Origin of the sequence: Comamonas sp. B21-038, from assembly GCF_022387135.1 — a bacterium.
Taxonomy (GTDB): Bacteria; Pseudomonadota; Gammaproteobacteria; order Burkholderiales; family Burkholderiaceae_C; genus Comamonas; species Comamonas sediminis.
In genome coordinates this window covers 3,664,530-3,681,262 of the sequence record NZ_CP092462.1, presented here as the reverse complement: position 1 = coordinate 3,681,262, position 16,733 = coordinate 3,664,530, and the positions used below count along the sequence as shown (strand labels likewise).

At 53.4% G+C, this 16,733-nt stretch carries 12 protein-coding genes; 2 read left to right on the top strand and 10 right to left on the bottom strand.

Annotated elements, in window-relative coordinates; translation table 11 throughout:
- Window positions 1–337: 337 nt before the first annotated feature.
- A complete protein-coding gene (locus MJ205_RS16885) occupies window positions 338–1,372 on the top strand; it encodes a hypothetical protein (RefSeq protein ID WP_239809521.1) in 1,035 nt (344 codons plus the stop codon).
- Between the two features lie 110 nt (window positions 1,373–1,482).
- Here MJ205_RS16885 and MJ205_RS16880 read toward each other — a convergent pair whose 3' ends face one another.
- From MJ205_RS16880 to MJ205_RS16870, 3 genes are all read right to left on the bottom strand, one after another.
- Window positions 1,483–2,793 (bottom strand): hypothetical protein, encoded by a 1,311-nt coding sequence (locus MJ205_RS16880; RefSeq protein ID WP_239809520.1) that lies wholly within the window; start codon window positions 2,791–2,793, stop codon window positions 1,483–1,485.
- 167 nt (window positions 2,794–2,960) lie between these two features.
- Window positions 2,961–4,265, bottom strand: a complete 1,305-nt coding sequence (locus MJ205_RS16875; protein ID WP_239809519.1) for a hypothetical protein — start codon at window positions 4,263–4,265, stop codon at window positions 2,961–2,963.
- 378 nt (window positions 4,266–4,643) lie between these two features.
- On the bottom strand, window positions 4,644–6,086 hold the full coding sequence (locus MJ205_RS16870) for an NAD-dependent succinate-semialdehyde dehydrogenase (RefSeq protein ID WP_373449849.1): 1,443 nt from the start codon (window positions 6,084–6,086) through the stop codon (window positions 4,644–4,646).
- A gap of 295 nt (window positions 6,087–6,381) precedes the next feature.
- Between MJ205_RS16870 and MJ205_RS16865 the strand changes: the two genes are divergently transcribed.
- The gene (locus tag MJ205_RS16865; RefSeq protein ID WP_239809517.1) at window positions 6,382–6,813 is read left to right on the top strand and encodes an energy transducer TonB; all 432 of its coding nucleotides are present in this window, start codon (window positions 6,382–6,384) and stop codon (window positions 6,811–6,813) included.
- A gap of 107 nt (window positions 6,814–6,920) precedes the next feature.
- Here MJ205_RS16865 and MJ205_RS16860 read toward each other — a convergent pair whose 3' ends face one another.
- The 7 genes from MJ205_RS16860 to MJ205_RS16830 form a co-directional block, all read right to left on the bottom strand.
- Window positions 6,921–7,703, bottom strand: coding sequence for an HAD-IIB family hydrolase (locus MJ205_RS16860; RefSeq protein WP_239809516.1), 783 nt, complete (start codon window positions 7,701–7,703; stop codon window positions 6,921–6,923).
- 21 nt (window positions 7,704–7,724) lie between these two features.
- Window positions 7,725–8,732: an acyltransferase family protein gene (locus MJ205_RS16855; protein WP_256460940.1), complete on the bottom strand. Its 1,008-nt coding sequence runs from the start codon at window positions 8,730–8,732 to the stop codon at window positions 7,725–7,727.
- A 78-nt stretch (window positions 8,733–8,810) separates the two neighbouring features.
- Window positions 8,811–9,218, bottom strand: a complete 408-nt coding sequence (locus tag MJ205_RS16850; RefSeq protein WP_239809515.1) for a GtrA family protein — start codon at window positions 9,216–9,218, stop codon at window positions 8,811–8,813.
- On the bottom strand, window positions 9,218–10,192 hold the full coding sequence (locus MJ205_RS16845) for a glycosyltransferase family 2 protein (RefSeq protein ID WP_239809514.1): 975 nt from the start codon (window positions 10,190–10,192) through the stop codon (window positions 9,218–9,220). The genes MJ205_RS16850 and MJ205_RS16845 overlap by 1 nt, the downstream gene beginning before the upstream one ends.
- 23 nt (window positions 10,193–10,215) lie before the next feature.
- Window positions 10,216–11,940 (bottom strand): hypothetical protein, encoded by a 1,725-nt coding sequence (locus MJ205_RS16840; protein ID WP_239809513.1) that lies wholly within the window; start codon window positions 11,938–11,940, stop codon window positions 10,216–10,218.
- Window positions 11,941–12,225: 285 nt separating this feature from the next.
- The gene (locus tag MJ205_RS16835; protein ID WP_239809512.1) at window positions 12,226–14,415 is read right to left on the bottom strand and encodes a DUF7657 domain-containing protein; all 2,190 of its coding nucleotides are present in this window, start codon (window positions 14,413–14,415) and stop codon (window positions 12,226–12,228) included.
- A gap of 24 nt (window positions 14,416–14,439) precedes the next feature.
- Window positions 14,440–16,161: a hypothetical protein gene (locus MJ205_RS16830; RefSeq protein ID WP_239809511.1), complete on the bottom strand. Its 1,722-nt coding sequence runs from the start codon at window positions 16,159–16,161 to the stop codon at window positions 14,440–14,442.
- Window positions 16,162–16,733 lie beyond the last annotated feature (572 nt).

Sequence of the window (16,733 nt, the reverse complement as noted above, 5' to 3'; positions counted from 1 at the left end):
ATTGATGCCAAATATCCTCAACGTCTACTATGTGGACCTCAAGATTTTGAAGTCATGAGTTTTTGATTGGTGGCTTCGGGGATGGTCTTGGAATATATATGGATTCTATTTGCAAATACAACCCATATGTATAAGTCTCTCATCGTTGTATGAACTCATGATCGGTCGCCTCACCATCCACGCTATATTGTTTTCGCTGTTTTCGCTGTTTTCGGTTTGAGATTCACTTGGTAACATTGAAAATGGTTTTGTAATTTGAGTTGCCAGTATGACATAACTATTTTTAGACTAGATGCGCAGCGGTTCGACGTTGCGTAAGATCTAAGAGGAGTAAGTCATGAAAAATATTGCTATAGGAATTGCGCTCACTGTACTTTTGGGGGAGCATGTAAGAGCTCAAGTTGTTAGCCAAACAGCTGATAATGGAACTATTTCAATCAGCCTAAATCCGGTGCAGTATGGTGGGGCAATAACGTCGTTGAAAGTTTCTGGAGTTGAAACTCTGGATACCCATGATCATGGTCGACTGCTCCAGGCCTCCTTGTTTTTTAATGCTGGATCCGAATCCGGAGCATATGTGCCTTGCAACGGTGGCAACTCTCCACCTTGGGTGAATCCTCAAGAAGCAGGTGATAATTGCAATCGCACTTCCACGACTATTGGTGGTGGCCCTGGTCATGTAGGAAGTGGTGAAGTTAATGTACTTACTGAGCCGCTGGATTGGGGAGGCCTGGGAGTTCGACCGGTGGGTTTCCAAATTGGGGGGAATCATAAATTAGGTCCATTGCCTTATATGAATCTGAATCAAGTCGCGCGCCTTTTGTATACATTTAAGACAACCGACCAGACTGTCCATCCCTTGACCTACTTGCCATGGGGAGAGCCCAATCTTGGTCCATTTGTACCGGCGATATATTTCAAGGCATCGTTGTTGAATAGGCTGTATGGGCTTTCAATGGATGGCTCCACCTGGACAGAAGTAACTTCCTCAGTTAACGCTCCAATTTCAACCGCCTACCAACCTTCGTACTATCGCTTTAAAGCTATGGCTTGGGCAACTGATGACACCAGCAGTCCCAGTGATGGGTGGGGTGTTGCGATTTACGGAGGTTGGACAACAAATCAGATATGTTCCGGAATTGTAACAATGACGTTGCCTGCCCAAGCTGGGCAATGTGCGAATTACGCTGCACAGAGGTTCCCTACTACAGCTTCGTCGGATAAAGTCGGGACAAATAATATTTCATTGCTTGACCAAACACTGACAACGATTCAGGCTGATAGCAGCGTGACCCGAATGCCCCATATTGTTGTTGGTAATCTGGATACCATTCGAAGTATAATCAACGGTCTCTCAGATCAGGGATATTAATTAAGTTTTTTATAATTTGATGCTATCTTTCGGAGAATTTAAATTGTATTAAATTCTCCGATGTTGCTTTATATAATGCCAAGCCGTAATATTCCCGATGAATAAGTGTGTTATATGCAATAGCCATCGCGCTGAAGATTACTTAAGTCATTTTTAAGTTTATCGACGGCATTTGTATTATCTGAACTTTTTGCTACTAGCAATAACGTGCTGAAATTGATTTCCGTTCCGGAGGTGATGTTGTCATTAATTAGTCGAATAACGGACCATTTAGTTGTGGCATGAAAAGGTACTGTGCTACCTAATGGCCCCCATGCAATATATTTTGCAGGAATATTTGTAAAGCTTGCGCCCGATGCATTTACTGAACATACCGCCATTGCATGCGAGAGATCTTTTGTGGCATAAATAAGAGGGTCGTTAGTCCAGCATCCCAAAATCATGCAACTCGAATTGGTGATCTCCTTTATTACGGAATTAGATAGATTGTATTGATAGACTCTATTAAACTCTCCGGCCATATAACCTGTTGGCAACTCGAAAAGTAATTTCGGACCCGTAGCATCAAGTGGGTCTTGATGCGGAACTTCATTCACCTGAATTTGCCCAGTGAATTTTACAGCATTAGGATACTTGGGTATGCCAATTGAAATATTCTTATTAATTATATGGTTGTTTGCAGTCACATTTGAGTTAACGCCTCCACCGCAATTTTCATCATTCCCTGGATTGAACCAAAACGCTGGGTTATTAGTAGTGCTCATATTTCCTTCCGATGCGGAAATTGATCGCAAAATTGCTGATGTACTATATCCTAAGTCATCGGCGCATGAGCCAGCTTCAGTAGGGTTGTATCTCCCGCCATAGTTTGATGAATAAGCTATTTGCAGCTCCCGACCATGGTCTGTTGCATTTATAAATTCAACATTATCAAAAATCAAGCTATCTATGGCTCCGGCATTTCTTTGGCTAGTTCCGATGAAAATTTTTCCATCTTGTGCGAGTGAGCTTATCGTGGTAGTTAGTTGGCCTAAAAGGATACCGTTTTCTTGATATCCCATGCGACCTTCTTTATTTCCGTGATTTACGAAATGTACTATGGATTCGGCGTAGTCGTTGCCATACGCTTCTAATAGATCGGTATGTCTATTTAAATATTGAATTGAATGAAATCCAGCGTGTGCTTGACGTCCTTCGCGTATCCCGTTAATTAGCCAATGATTACAAGCTTCCTCTGGAGTTTGCAGCCCTGCTATAGCTAGATCAGCATTTATATTTAAATAATATCTCCAATTAAATACATTTTTATCTGTGGCATGTTGATGCTGCACGCAGCCTTCGGCGATATCAATTGCATATGCTGGTAGCGTAGCTATAAAGAGAAAAGATCCTAGAATTTGATGAATATTCAATTTTCTCATTATGATTCCTATGTGCCATATTCACTACTAGTGAAAGAGTTGCTGGATTAGTACATTTAATTGAGGTTAATATTTGGATGCTTGCTACTAATGTAAGGTGCTAGGTTTGCATTCTTAATCATTAGAACCATATGCTACATTCCGAAAATATTGCATTTTAGGTGTCATTAAATGCAGTGTCCAGTTTGGTGTAATTCATTTAGGTTGAGTTTGACTCTATCGACAGCCGAAACATTGTCCAGCGTTTTTGCTATTGCTAGATAGCTATTGAAATTTAGTACGGTTCCAGGGGATACATTGCCGTGAATGTATCTCACTACAGACCATTTCGTTGTTGATGCGAAAGGGCTGCTATTGTCGAGATTTCCAAAGGCTAGATACCTCTCTCTTGCTGCAAAGTCGGCGCCTGCCTCTCGACCTGCACACACTCCTAGTGCATGCGATAAATTGGCAGTCGCATAAATTAGTGAGTTTTCGGATGCGCACGCGCCGCCTATCATGCACGAAAGATTTGTAATCTCTATCAGTGTTGAGTTTTCCTTATGGAACTGAAACATTCTGTTGAAATCACCCCCGTGATACGCGGTTGGGAGTTCAAATCGCATGTATGAATTCCGAGGGTCTTGCGGTACATGTTCATTGATGTCTACCTGGATTGCGTAATGTATTACATTAGGCATTCCTGGTATCTCGCCGATTGATATATTCTTATGAAACCTATAATTTTCGGCTGATGTAGTTGTATTATTTCCAAGTCCGCAAAAGGTATTGCCGGGTTTTCGCCAAAATGCTGGGGTTACAGAGGTGAAAAGACTATTGGGTTTGAATATAAGGGTGTTCAGACTGCTTGATGTAGCATATCCCGATCCATCGTTGCAAGATCCTGCTTCCGTAGGGTTGTATCCTTCTTCCCATGAAGAGACCCCGGCGATTTGCAGCTCTCGGCCGTGATCTGTTGCATTTATAAATTCGACATTATCAAACATAAGGCTATCGACTGCGCCAGCGGTTCTTTTGCTGATGCCCATGAATATCTTCGAGGTATCGACTTGATTGCTGATTGTCGTGGTTTGATAGCCAAGTGATATGCCGTTATCTTGGTATCCAATTCTTCCTTCGGGTATGCCTGATTGAATATAATGATTCACAGCTGCGATATAATTTGTCTTTCCGAATGCTGCGAGTAGGTCTGGATATCTTGCCAGATATTGAGAGGAGTGAAAACCCGGATGGGCTTGTCTGCCTGCTGGTAGACCATGATTCAGCCAGTGGGTACATGCTGCACTAGCAGTTTTAACGCCAGCTCCTGCTACATCAGCATTGGAGTTTAAATAGTATCGCCAATTGAATATGTTCTTATCAACGGCAGCTTGTGATCCTGTGCACCCTTCCGCTACTTCAATGGCAAAGCCAGGAGCTGCTAATGTAATAGTGATGGCAAATACGCCAGCTTTTAATTTTGTGGTATTCATCTTGTCTGATTTGGTTGGTGGTGTGAAAAGGCTCACGTGAAGGGTATTTCTCGAAACTTACGCAAATCTTACGATGTATTAAATGAATTGAGTTGTTGGAGTTTATTTTGTGTCTGGCTGTGTTGAATTTGATATATTGAATATCAAGAAATATCAATTGAATTAATTTTAAATATTAAATTTTGTTGACAGCGATAAATGCATAGAGCGACGCCTAGCTAGCTGACGCAAGTGATTGAAATATAAAATTGCATGTGTTATTGCCTTTCGCCATGAAAAAGCCCCAAAAAATTGGATTTACATCCAATTTTTTGGGGCTCAGGTTAAAAGACGGAGATTTGCGTAGCGAAAGTCGCCAGAAAAGCCCTCGGACTGTCTTTAGACCGCCGTGATCGACACAGCCTTGGAGTTCAGGTAAGCCTCCATGGCTTCCGGGCCGCCTTCGCTGCCGTAGCCGGAGTCCTTCACGCCGCCGAAGGGGAACTCGGCCGTTGGCGTGGCAGCCTGGTTGATCCAGACCATGCCCGCTTCGATCTGGTTCGACAGCAGCTGCACGTTCTTGTACGCACGGGTGTAGGCGTAGGCCGCCAGGCCGAAAGGCAGGCGGTTGGCTTCGGTGATCGCGTCTTCGAGCTTCGTAAAGCTGCGGATCGCGGCAATCGGGCCAAAGGGCTCGTCGTTGAACACCGAGGCGTTCATCGGCACATCGGCCAGGATGGTGGGGGCGAAGAAGTTGCCTTCGCTGCCCACGCGTGCGCCACCGGTGGCGACCTTGGCACCCTTGGCGGCGGCGTCTTCGACGACCTGGGCCATCGCAGTCAGGCGGCGGGCATTGGCCAGGGGGCCCAGGGTGGTGCCGTCGCTCAGGCCATCACCCAGCTTCAGGCTTTCGGCGTGCTTGACGAAGGCGCTGACAAAGGCGTCCTTCACATCGGCGTGCACCAGGAACCGGGTGGGCGAGATGCAGACCTGACCGGCATTGCGGAACTTGGCCGCAGCGGTGGCCTTGACGGCCAGTTCCACATCGGCGTCTTCTGCAACGATCACCGGTGCGTGGCCGCCCAGCTCCATCGTCACGCGCTTCATGTGCGAGCCAGCCAGTGCGGCCAGCTGCTTGCCCACGGCGGTGGAGCCGGTGAAGGTCACCTTGCGGATGATCGGGTGGGGGATCAGGTACTCGGAAATTTCGGCGGGCGAGCCGAACAGCAGGCCCAGCACGCCCTTGGGCAGGCCGGCATCGACAAAGCACTGCAGCAGCGCGGCAGGGGATGCGGGGGTTTCTTCCGGCGCCTTCAGCAGGAAGGAGCAACCGGTGCCCAGCGCTGCGCCGAGCTTGCGCACCACCTGGTTGACCGGGAAGTTCCAGGGCGTGAACGCGGCGATGGGGCCGACCGGCTCCTTGATCACCAGCTGCTGCACATTGGGCACGCGGGCGGGCACGATGCGGCCATAGACGCGCAGGCCTTCATCGGCAAACCATTCGATGATGCCGGCGCCAGCGAGCACTTCGCCCTTGGCTTCGGCAAAAGGCTTGCCTTGCTCCTGGGTCAGCAGGCGGCCAATTTGCTCGGCACGCTCACGCAGCAGCGCGGCAGCACGGCGCATGGTGTTGGCGCGCTCGATGGCAGGGGTTGCACGCCAGACCAGGAAACCCGCCTGAGCGGCTTCCAATGCACGGTCCATGTCTTTCTTGGTGGCATGAGCGACCTTGCCGATGGGCTTGCCGGTGGCCGGGTTCAGCACATCGATGGTCTTGCCATCGGAGGCATCTTGCCATTCGTTGTTGATCAGCAGTCGGGTATCCGGATATGCAGTGGTCATTGCCATTTTTCCTTGCGTGTCTTGGAGGTATCCAGTGGTCGGGCCGTCGCCGGCAGCCCGGAGGATGGCTGCAGGCGATCAACTTCAAATCCTAACCGCTAGTGCCAATGCGCGTAGTCACCCACGGCAATTTCGACATGCGGGAGCGGGCATGTACCGGATTTCTCCACAATGGGGCCGCAGGCCCGTGGTAAAACATGGGGTTTGCTGCGCGGGCAGCGTTGTTGTACCGCGCCCTGTGCACGCCAGGTTGGCCTGGGCCGCACCACCACGAGACTTTTGGAAGCTTCAGACCATGTCATTGATCCGTACCAGTTCTGCCGTTGTCACCGTTCTTGCCGCACTGCTGGCGGGCTGCGCCACCAACCAGTCGGCTCCCACCCCTGATGCTGCCGCTGCTGCGGCCACCGCCCCTGCGGCCAATGCAGCCCCTGTGGCGGCCGGCTGTGCCGACAACGCTTGCGACACCGCGCCCCAGCTGCTGACGGGTGCCTCTCCCCGTTTCCCTTACCCGGCTGGTGCCCAGCCCCAACCGGCCAGCGTGCGCGTGCAGTTCGTCGTCAACACTGATGGCGCCGTCAGCGATGTGAAGACCCTGACTACCACCTCCCGCGATATGGCGACCGAGGTGGAGCGCGCAGTGCGCCAGTGGAAGTACCGCCCTGCGATGAAGAACAACCAGCCGATGAAGGTCATCCTGCAGCAGCAGTTCGACTTTAAGCCCTGATGCAGACATAGCGCTTCCACGCGTTCCGCATGACAAAACGCCCGTTGCACCTCAGGTGCCGCGGGCGTTTTTGCCGTGCAGGGGCGGCCGGTTCGCCGCCCCAGCGCTTACTTCAGCGCGCAGATGCGTTCGGCCAGCTCGATAAAGCCAGCGCCGCGCTCGCCGCGCGTCACATAGCGCGGCAGGTGCTGCAGCTGGGGCACAAAGCGCTCGATATTGGCCACGCCAAAGCTGTTGTCGAAATGCTGGAACATCAGCTGGTCATTGGTGGAGTCGCCGATATAGCACCACTGCCCGATTTCCGCGTCCAGATCGCGACCGAATAAGGTCTTGACGATCCAGCGCGCGCCTTCGAGCTTGTTGTGCCCGCCAAACCAGCCATTGATATGGATGGAGCTGACGGTGGCATTCATGCCGGCCGCCTGCATCAGCGCCACACAGCGGTCGATATCGGCCTGCGGCATCTGCGTGAACTCGCTGTGGTCCACGGCAATATCGCATTCGCGCCCGGCCGAATCGGTGGCGCGCTGCGCACCCGGCACCGTCTGCTCGATCTGCGCGAGCACCGCCTGCATCTTCGCAAAGTTGGCGACGCGCGTGGCTTCGTCCTGCTGGTAGAGCTTGTCCAGTCCGCCGCTGGCATTGCGGCGCAGCGCCACGGCACCGTTCTCGGCCACGATGGCATCAACCGGCCAGGCAGCGGCAAAGGGCTCGCTCCAGCCTACCGGCCGGCCGGTGATGGGGATCACGGCCAGGCCCTTGGCCTTGAGGGCAGCGATGGCCTGCACCACGTTGTCAGGGACGGCGCCCTCTGTGGTCAGGGTGTCGTCGATATCGGTCAGCAGGCCGAGGATGGGGGTGGCCGGCTGCCATTGGTTCAGAGCAAGCATAGAGAAGGAAACAGCGAGAGGTTAGCGTAAAAAGCGTTTGAGGCGAAGGGTGGGCGCCTCTACCAACTGCCAGGACAGCCAGCCGGCCAGCAAGGTCAGCACCGTCACCAGTGCCAGACTGCTGGCAAAACCCCATTCAGGCCAGAGATAGCGAACCGTCTGTTGGACCGGGAAAGCGTACAGATAAACCCCGTACGATACATCACCCCAGCCTCCTGCCTGGCGAAGCACGGGCCAGGACAGGGTGCCCACGCCCACCAGAACGGCGGGCAGAAACAGCAGCAATGCCGAATAGCTGAAGCCGCATGCCCACAGCAGCCCGCCGGCAACACAGGCTGCAGCGCAACAGGCCAGGCGGTAGCGCAAAAACCAGTCGCTGACAGTAGCGATCAGCGACCCAAAGACAAAATACGCAGGAAACTCCCACCAGTGCGTCATGACGCCCCGCAGGTCCATGGTCATTTGGGTGAGGAACCACAGCAGATAGCCAAGGCAGCAGAAAGCCCATACCCAACGCCAGCGCAACAAACCCAAAACCCCGGCTGCAGCCAGTACGGCATAGCAGCTCACCTCCATGGGAATGGTCCATAGCGATCCGTTCACCGTATGAGGCAAGGCATTGTTCTCAAAAACCCCAGGCAGGCTCCAGCGAATCTGCAGCAGCATGTTGTGCAGATAGTCCCAGGTCATGGGGTGATGGAAGTAATCGCGCAGAGCTAGCGTCGTCAGGCTTGGGCCCAGCACAAATATGGCCAGCAGTACGACCGCAGCCAAGGCCGGCCAGATGCGCAGCGCGCGCTTGGCACAAAACACCCACAAGCGTGGCTGCGAAAACCAGCTGAGCGTCACCAGGTAGCCGCTGATAACAAAGAAAGCCATCACGGCGACACCACCTACCATGGCCACATTCATCCATTCAGGCGGTGTAGTCCCCGTCACCGGATACTGGTGGCTGAACAGCACGGCCAAGGCAGCCGCCAAGCGCAGTGCGTCAAAATTATTGGCCTGGTGCAGGCGCTGCGGTTTCATGCGTGCTTCAGTCTAAGAATTTGTCTTGCATGTGCTGGCAAGATGCATTCGGTGCAAGCCTTAGCCAGCTGGGTAAGCTCACTGTTCGCTGCGCTGGCGGTATAGCAGCCGGGTCATGCTGAGGTAGTTCACCGTCATCGCGACGAGGGTACCGGCTGCTACATACAGCATCAGCCACTGCGGGCCTTGGGGAAAGATCCAGGCCAGCAACGAGTAAACCGCCAAGTTGACTGCGCCTCCGCCCAGCATCAGGCCCAGATAGCGCAGGTACTCAGTCAGTAGGCCCCCGGAAGCGCTGCGGCCCGCAAACGAGATATTGCGATTGATCAGCCAAGTGGTGGTAGCGGCCAGCCAGAATGATACGGCTCTTGCGGCATACACCCCCAGCGTATCCCGCAGCAAGGTCAGCACCGCTACATCAACAACAAAAGCGAGCGAACCGGCGATCAGAAACCAGAGCACCGAGCGCTTGATCTTGATATCCATCACTTGCTCGGTGTATTGGCCACGGATGCCAGGTATGCAAACTGCTTGATCTCGCGCCGCGTCAAGGTAATGGCTTGCAGGATCAGGCCGGTGACAAAGGATACGCCTCCGCAAACCATCATGGCGGTTACCAAACCCAAGGTGGGAAAGCGCCGCACCATGCCCGTGTGGCTGTACTCCACCAATATGGGAACGGCCAGTGCAATGGCGATCAGTGCCAGCGCAGCGCCCAGCCAGCCGAAGAACTGCAGGGGCTTCTCGCTGACTACTAGGCGGCCAATGGTCTTGAGGATGCGCCAGCCATCGCGGTAGGTCGACAGCTTGCTGGCGGAGCCCTCAGGCCGGGCGCCGTAAGGCGTATCGACCTCGGTACAAGGCATGCGCAGCTCCAGCGCATGGACATTCAGCTCGGTCTCGATCTCGAAGCCATGCGAATGCGCAGGGAAGGATTTGACATAGCGCCGCGAGAACACCCGGTAGCCTGAGAGCATGTCACGGAAACTGCCGCCAAAAATCTGCTGCACTGTACCCGTCAACAGCTTGTTGCCCCAGCGATGGCCGGGACGGTAGGTGATACCTGTGTCGCCCGGTGCGGGTTCGACCTCCACGCGCGCGCCCACCACCATGTCCAGCTGCTGGTCAATCAACATGTCGATGAGCTTGCGTGCCGAAGGCGCGTGGTAGGTCGCGTCGCCATCGGCCATCACATAGATATCGGCATCCACATCGGCAAACATGCGGCGCACCACATTGCCTTTGCCCTTCAGATTGACATTGCGCAGATGCGCGCCTACTTCCAGGGCGATCTCGGCAGTGCGGTCCGTCGAGAGGTTGTTGAAAATGTAGATCTCCGCCTCTGGCAACGCCTGCCGAAAGCCTTCCACCACGGGGCGTACGGTCAGCTCTTCGTTGTGGCAGGGGAGGATGACGGCGATGCGCTGGTTGCGGTAGAGGCTGGATGGGAATTCGGTCATGTCAGAAATTATTTTTTAATCATTCACACGGCTGCCGCATTGTGCCCGTGTTTGAGTTTGGAGCGCAGCATGCCTGCAACCTGCCAGACGACCAGGACCTGCATCGCCAGCGACAAAGGAACCGCTGGGAAGATATACAGAATGTAGTTGCTGGGGATGGAAGTGGCTTCCAAAATACCTAGCAATGTTATACGGGTGACGATGGCTGCGGCCATCACGGTAGTTAATAGCCAGGCTCCATTGGGAAGAGATCCGCGCCTGATCCATTGGAATAGCGTGCTTGCTGACCAAACTAACCAGATGGCAAAGGATAGAGGTAGACCCACTTCCGAGATTTTGCTCATGGTGGTAGCTATAACTTGCGCCAATCCCCAACGCAATTTGTCCCGAGGTGAGGTCATGTCCATCTCAAAAACGGGACTGTCAGCCGTGGGTGCTAGCGGGCCGTTGGTCACCACGTCAAACAGCTTCAGATGCAGGGGGGAGCCCAGGCTTTGATATGACTTGAGCGTACCCCGATCCAAATTCGCCAAGGTGCCAAACACCTCCCAAGTGGCTTTGGCAGAGTCCCAGGCATACTGTTCTCGCCACGGTGGCAGCATGGTGGCGCGGGGGGGCAGGCAGTCATCAGGGCGCAGCTTGCATCCTGCATCGATCTCTTGGGCCAAACGTTGGTAGAACTTGCTGGCTTCTCTAGCACTGCTGTAATGGCCGGCTTCTTCCACTGCACCTCGAACTGCCCACATGAACCAGCCGGACAAGATTTCAGGGCATGGGGATGTCTGAGTCTGCTCGCAACCGGTTTTGCGCCAACCTTCGCCACGCTCGCCCTCGAAATAGGGCTTGAGTTCGCGAGCAGCAGCGCTCATCGCGTAGGCGCGTTCTCGCGCATCTTTAGGGAACAATACATAGCGTTGCCAGTGGTCATGGCGTATACGGGTCAGTGCGCCATAGCCGGAGAGAAAATCAGCGGAGCGAAAGTCGTTATTGCGGTAGACGCCGTACTTGACGTAGTTGATCGTATTAACCGCAGCCACCATCAATGTCGCAATCACCACAGGCAAGGCCATGTAAGCCAGCAAGGCCTTCCAGGCGCTTAGGGCCTTGCGTTGGATCCACAAGTAGTAGCCCAGCATCAGCCCTAGTGCGGGCAGCAGCCACACGCCTTCTTCACGGGTCAGCCAGAACCAACCCCCCACACATCCCATTGCCAGCAGCGATGGCCAGCGCAGACGGAGTTGTGCTGCAGGCGCCAAGCTGGCATCGGCTAGCAACCAACAGCGAACGCCCAGCGCCAGCAAGAACAAGGTCTGCGAGATATAAATACCCTCACGCATCACCCTTGCGCCGGATTGCTCCATCCAGGCTGCTGGTTGGAAGGCCAGCACCGCAAACATCACCAGTACCAAGTTGCGTGATCGCAGCAACTGGCCGGCTATATAGGCAAAAAATCCTGCAGATGCCAAATAAAGCGCATGCTCGGAGAACTTCAAGGGCAGCGCGGTTGCGTGGTTGAGCAGCAAGAACAGCGGGTAGCCAACGCCTTTGGCATGTGTCAGGTTGTCGTAGTGACCTAGCCAGCTGCCCCTGCCTATTTCGGCAGCCAAATGCACGAAGAGCAAATCGTCGTGCGACGCCCATCCCACTGCAAAAACGGGAAACGCCATGCGCAGCCACAGCGACAGGACCGCTAGCGTGAGAAGGGTGTAGAGATGGCTACGCGGTAGCGTCAAATTCTTGTCTGTCATTTATCTCGTGATTGCTGGCTTCTGACGCTAGTTTCTTGGGGGGCGCGGCTCTGCGCAGCATGGGCTCAGAAAAAGTAAAAAAGAGCGAAGTCAAGTGAAGCACTAATGGGCGTCATTAGTGAAATATCAGTGCCCGTGACTCTTGCCAATCCGACTTGGTTTGTTCGGTGCGGATTCTGACATACAACTGTCTGGCTCCATTTCCATGAGCATGTCTCGTAAAAGAACCAAGCGAGCTTTATCAGAGTTTTGTAGCGTCAACAGGAGTCTTCTAAGCCGTAAGCATCATGGCGCTCTGCCAAGGCTTGACGACGCTATGACATGGGCGGCGCATGAAGGCACATCGGAAGGATTGTTCAGCAGTTTGCGTTCTCCAGTGCGTTTGTCCCATGAAATCAGTGTGATGCAACGAGGAGGCGCTTGGTCTGGATGGGGGAGCATGATCTTGAAGCCATTCAGTACCGACACTCTGTTTTGGGTGTTATGCGGAAGATCCGGACGAACTATTGGGGTCAGCTGAATACGTCCTTCAGTGGTGGGCTCTGTGATGACTTCCATTCCATGCGCGTCGGGCTCACTCGTCCAGCCAGCCCAGCCATGAAGCACCAAGGCATTTGGATATTGGGCACTTCGCTCAAAGCCTCCATCGGCGGGAAGTGTGTCAGGATAGCCGATCACCAAATCCGCATGCGCAATTTGCATAAACCGGTCCATCGGTACCTGCACTGCATCGGTCTGTTGGAGACGCGGAAGAGGCATCAGATCAGGGACCACATGCGCATAGCGGTTGAAGATCAGATTGCGCTCTTCTGCAGGAATATCTGCAAAGTGCTTATTCCAAAATGCCATTGGTGGCACGGCATTCGTATGGCTGAGGGAGCGAAACCCCAGACCATTGGCCGTTGCCGCATGCAGGTGCGGAAATACCAGAACGCCATCGTTGTTCTTTTCTTGCTCTTGCAAGTATTTGACCACTGCATTGGGTTGCAGGTTGAAGATGGGCCAGGCCGACTGCAAAGGATTGAAGCGCCCAAACAGAACCGCTCCAAACACCAGTGAGGCCAACGCCAACGCTTCATGGCTCTGAATTTTGCGCTTGCGTGCAAGCAGGTACAGAACGATCAGCGGGAACAGGAAAAACAGGTCTTCGGCCCGCTTGGCGCCTAGCGGATGCTTGAAGACCCACCAGCCCGCAAGGACGAAGGCGCAGAGCGCAAGCAGGCGGCCGAGCGACAAGGCCAAACCCAGCGCATTGGCTGCGTACAAGACGATGATCGTCAACAAGACGCCGCTTGCGTACTGCATGCGTGCTGGCTCCACATGGTCCCACAGCAGTACTTTGCCAAATACTGAAGGGATTGGCAGCACCATCCAGACAAACTGAACCATGAACCCTGCGAGCAATACCAGGAATATTCTGCGCTTGCTGGTATTACTCCAAAGCGCAGCCATATTCCGGTAATCGAGGAAGAACAGCACAGCGACGTAGTAATACATCCCTACGGTTCCGATCTCGCTCATGTTGAGGCCAATCAGGCTGTTGTAAACCCAGCTGAAATTGATTGACGGGAAGATCCACGAGAGCATGAAGCGATCGCCGACCCCGCCGCCCATGGAGTGTCGGCTTCCCGGATAAATGGTGGCACTGGTGGCCGAGAGATAGTCGTAGAGATACAGACCCACTGTGCCGGCGGCCAAGGCTGCGGCAAGGCCTACCCAGACAAGGGTGCGCGGCTGAAAGAGTCGGGGCTTGCCAGCGACCAAGAGCACCAGGCCCACAAAGGCGAGCGAAATCTGAACTGGCGGGTAGAAGTTGGTCAGCAGCCAGAAGACGGCCGCGTAATAGAACCAGATAAGCTGCCAGTGCAAGCGTAAATTCAGCCAGAAGGGCATGATGACCCATGGGAATATCGCAATGATAGGGCCCTTCTCGTTCCACCAGAACTGGCTGAATCCGGTGAAATACAGGCCAAACGACAGAAGTAGGGCGGTGGTATTGCTGGCACCAAAGCGTTTGAACAGGAGCGCGTAGCCCGTGATGAAGAGCGCAAATATGGCAAACCAGTGGAACGAGTATGCATACGCCGGGTTCACCAAGCCGTAAAGCCACATCGTGGGTTTGAATGCCATGCCCCAATCTGCGATGGGCAAGCCATAGTTGATGCGCAAATCCTCTTGGTAGAGCGATGTTTTGTTATAGCGCTCGAAGTCATTGCGGACCGCAGCTTGCGTCAGTGGCGTAACTACGGCCCATTCATCCGCACGGATGGATCTTGCCTTACCTAGCGCGGGCTCGATATTCTGGTAGCCGTAGTGTGTCTTCAGCGTATATGCATAGGAGGAAGGCGACCAGGTGTTGCCGATGTACACCAATCCGAAAACAATCCAAAACCCCAAAAATACAAGACGCCATCCCATTTTCTGCATTGAAAACCTTGACATATATTGAAATCTCAACGCATCGACAGTCGTCAAGGGTTGGTGACCGCAAGTATCACATCAATTGGTGGGGCTTTCAGCATGTTCTGGCTCATGGGAAAGTGAGCGCAGCATGCCCCACAGAACCAGTGGAGGCATGGCGAGAGAAAAGGGAACCAGCGGGAAGAGGTAGAGCATGTTGTTGCTGGGGATGGAGGTCGCCTCCAAAAAACCCAGCAACACAACGCGCGTGACAATCCCTACCGCAACCGCCGATGTAAGCCACCATCCTGCCTTAGGCAGCACCCGCCTGCGCAGAAGTTGTAGCCCTGCAACCACTGACCACATGACCCACACCACCAAGGCCATGGGCAGGGCGTAGGTAGAGAGTGTGGTGATTCCCGTGGTCAGCTGTTGTGCCCAATGCATTCTTATCTGATCGCGCGGAGATCTCAGTGTATGTTCACCCCATGCGCCCTTGGACGCAGCTGTGGGAGTCAACGCCCCGTTAGTGACTGCATCGAACAAGGCCAGGTGCTTGTCATCCCCTTCACTGGGTTGCGTGTGGGGGGGTATTCTCCCCAGGGTGGCAAGCGTCTGGAAAACGGCCCAAGAGGCCTCAAGGGTATCGCTGAGATAGCCCTCATGCCATGGGGGTAACAGGGTTTTGCGCATGGGCAGGCATTCACCTGGCCGCTGTCTGCATCCGTCGTCGATCTCGGCAGAGAGCCTGCGGTAAAAAGCCCTGGAATCACGAGCACTGTTGTAGTGGCCGGCATCGGCGACCGCGTCACGGAGTGCCCACATGAACCACCCCGAAAGAATCTCTGGACAGGGAGAGGTTTGGGTTTGGTTGCATCCCGCAGCAAGCCAACGTTCGCCACCCTTGCCTTCAAAAAAAGGCTTGAGCTCGCGTGCTGCGGAACTCATCTCATACGCCTTTTCGCGCGCATCCTTCGGAAACAGCACGTAGCGCTGCCAATTGTCATGACGAATGCGCGTCAAGGCGCCATAACCCGCCTGGTAGTCGCTGGATCGGAAGTCGTTGTTGCGGAAAGTGCCATAGAAGGCGTAGTTGACCGTATTGATAGTCAGGACCACCAGCGATGAAGCTAACAGGGGAATGAACAGAAAACCCAGGATGGCGCGCCATTGCAAGCGCCAATCAGTTTGGCGTAGCAGCCAGTACCCCTGCATCAACAACATCGAAGGAAGCAGCCATATACCCTCCTCGCGAGTGATCCAGAACCAGCCTGCAACCATGCCCAGCGCTAGCAGCGTGAACCCATGCGTATTTATTTGACTCGCTGCTTTTTTTGTAGAGGGCAACACCCAGCATCGAATACCCAAGGTGAGCAGCAGCAGTGACTGGGAAATGTACAAGCCCTCGCGTACTACACGCCCACCTACGCCAGCCACCCAGACCGTAGGTATGAAGGCCAAGAGGAAAAAACACACCAAAGCGGCCGCATGTGAGCGATGTAGCTGGGCGACGGTGACAGAAAAGTAGGCGGCAGTGGCTAGGTAGAAGGCGTGCTCGCTGAATTTAAGGGGAAGGCCAGTTGCATGGTTGGCCAGCATGAACAAGGAGTAACCGATTCCTTTGGCGAGTGTGAGATTGTTGTAATCGCCCAGCCAGTTTCCCCGTCCTATGTCTACAGCCTGCCTGACGAAAAGAAGATCATCATGTGAAGCCCAGCCGACCGCAAGAATCGGGAATGCCATGCGGATCCACAGTGATAGCAAGGCCATCAGTGTAATGAGTGCCCAGAAGAGAGCTGTTGAATGGAGGCGAATTTTCATAGAATTCTTTCAAACCAGATATGAAAAGGCGCTGACGAAATAGGCTGTGGTAAACGAGCTGCCAAAGGCCCTGGGTGCCTCCAAATTGAGAAGTTATCTTAATATATTTATCGGCTTAGTATATTGCTTGTCAGCGGCATTCGCTGTGAATGTAATATTGCGGGATTGGTTTTGTTGTGCGGGTAAATGCCGGATTGCACAAAATATTTTTGCTTTCGTTATGTTTGATGATGTCGTGGTGGTTGTAAATTTTATATTTTTATAGATTTGCTTTCGTTAATTTATCTATAAGTATATTAATAAGTAACTGAGGGTTAAATTGTCTAGACGAGGGGCAGATGCATGCAGCATCCCTCAAATAAAAACAGGATGCGGAGAGATTTTTTTGAGCCGGCGAAAGAGTAGGTTCTCAATGTATGGGCACCGCGCCTGATAAATGGCAACCAGTAACGCCTGCTAACCCGCATGGGTGGTATCAATTGCCACCTATTTGCAACCCAAAGCGTCTCATCTGAGCCGAGTTTGTCCACTGCTGCGGTGTATCGGTTGTGCAAAAGCTGAGATGGGGCGTT

What these genes read in the sequence shown, in the direction of transcription:
- MJ205_RS16830 (WP_239809511.1), bottom strand. Translation starts at nt 16,161, where the DNA reads ATGAAAATTCGCCTCCATTCAACAGCTCTCTTCTGGGCACTCATTACA.
- MJ205_RS16855 (WP_256460940.1), bottom strand. Translation starts at nt 8,732, where the DNA reads ATGAAACCGCAGCGCCTGCACCAGGCCAATAATTTTGACGCACTGCGC.
- MJ205_RS16845 (WP_239809514.1), bottom strand. Translation starts at nt 10,192, where the DNA reads ATGACCGAATTCCCATCCAGCCTCTACCGCAACCAGCGCATCGCCGTC.
- MJ205_RS16860 (WP_239809516.1), bottom strand. Translation starts at nt 7,703, where the DNA reads ATGCTTGCTCTGAACCAATGGCAGCCGGCCACCCCCATCCTCGGCCTG.
- MJ205_RS16870 (WP_373449849.1), bottom strand. Translation starts at nt 6,086, where the DNA reads ATGACCACTGCATATCCGGATACCCGACTGCTGATCAACAACGAATGG.
- MJ205_RS16875 (WP_239809519.1), bottom strand. Translation starts at nt 4,265, where the DNA reads ATGAATACCACAAAATTAAAAGCTGGCGTATTTGCCATCACTATTACA.
- MJ205_RS16865 (WP_239809517.1), top strand. Translation starts at nt 6,382, where the DNA reads ATGTCATTGATCCGTACCAGTTCTGCCGTTGTCACCGTTCTTGCCGCA.
- MJ205_RS16885 (WP_239809521.1), top strand. Translation starts at nt 338, where the DNA reads ATGAAAAATATTGCTATAGGAATTGCGCTCACTGTACTTTTGGGGGAG.
- MJ205_RS16850 (WP_239809515.1), bottom strand. Translation starts at nt 9,218, where the DNA reads ATGGATATCAAGATCAAGCGCTCGGTGCTCTGGTTTCTGATCGCCGGT.
- MJ205_RS16840 (WP_239809513.1), bottom strand. Translation starts at nt 11,940, where the DNA reads ATGACAGACAAGAATTTGACGCTACCGCGTAGCCATCTCTACACCCTT.
- MJ205_RS16880 (WP_239809520.1), bottom strand. Translation starts at nt 2,793, where the DNA reads ATGAGAAAATTGAATATTCATCAAATTCTAGGATCTTTTCTCTTTATA.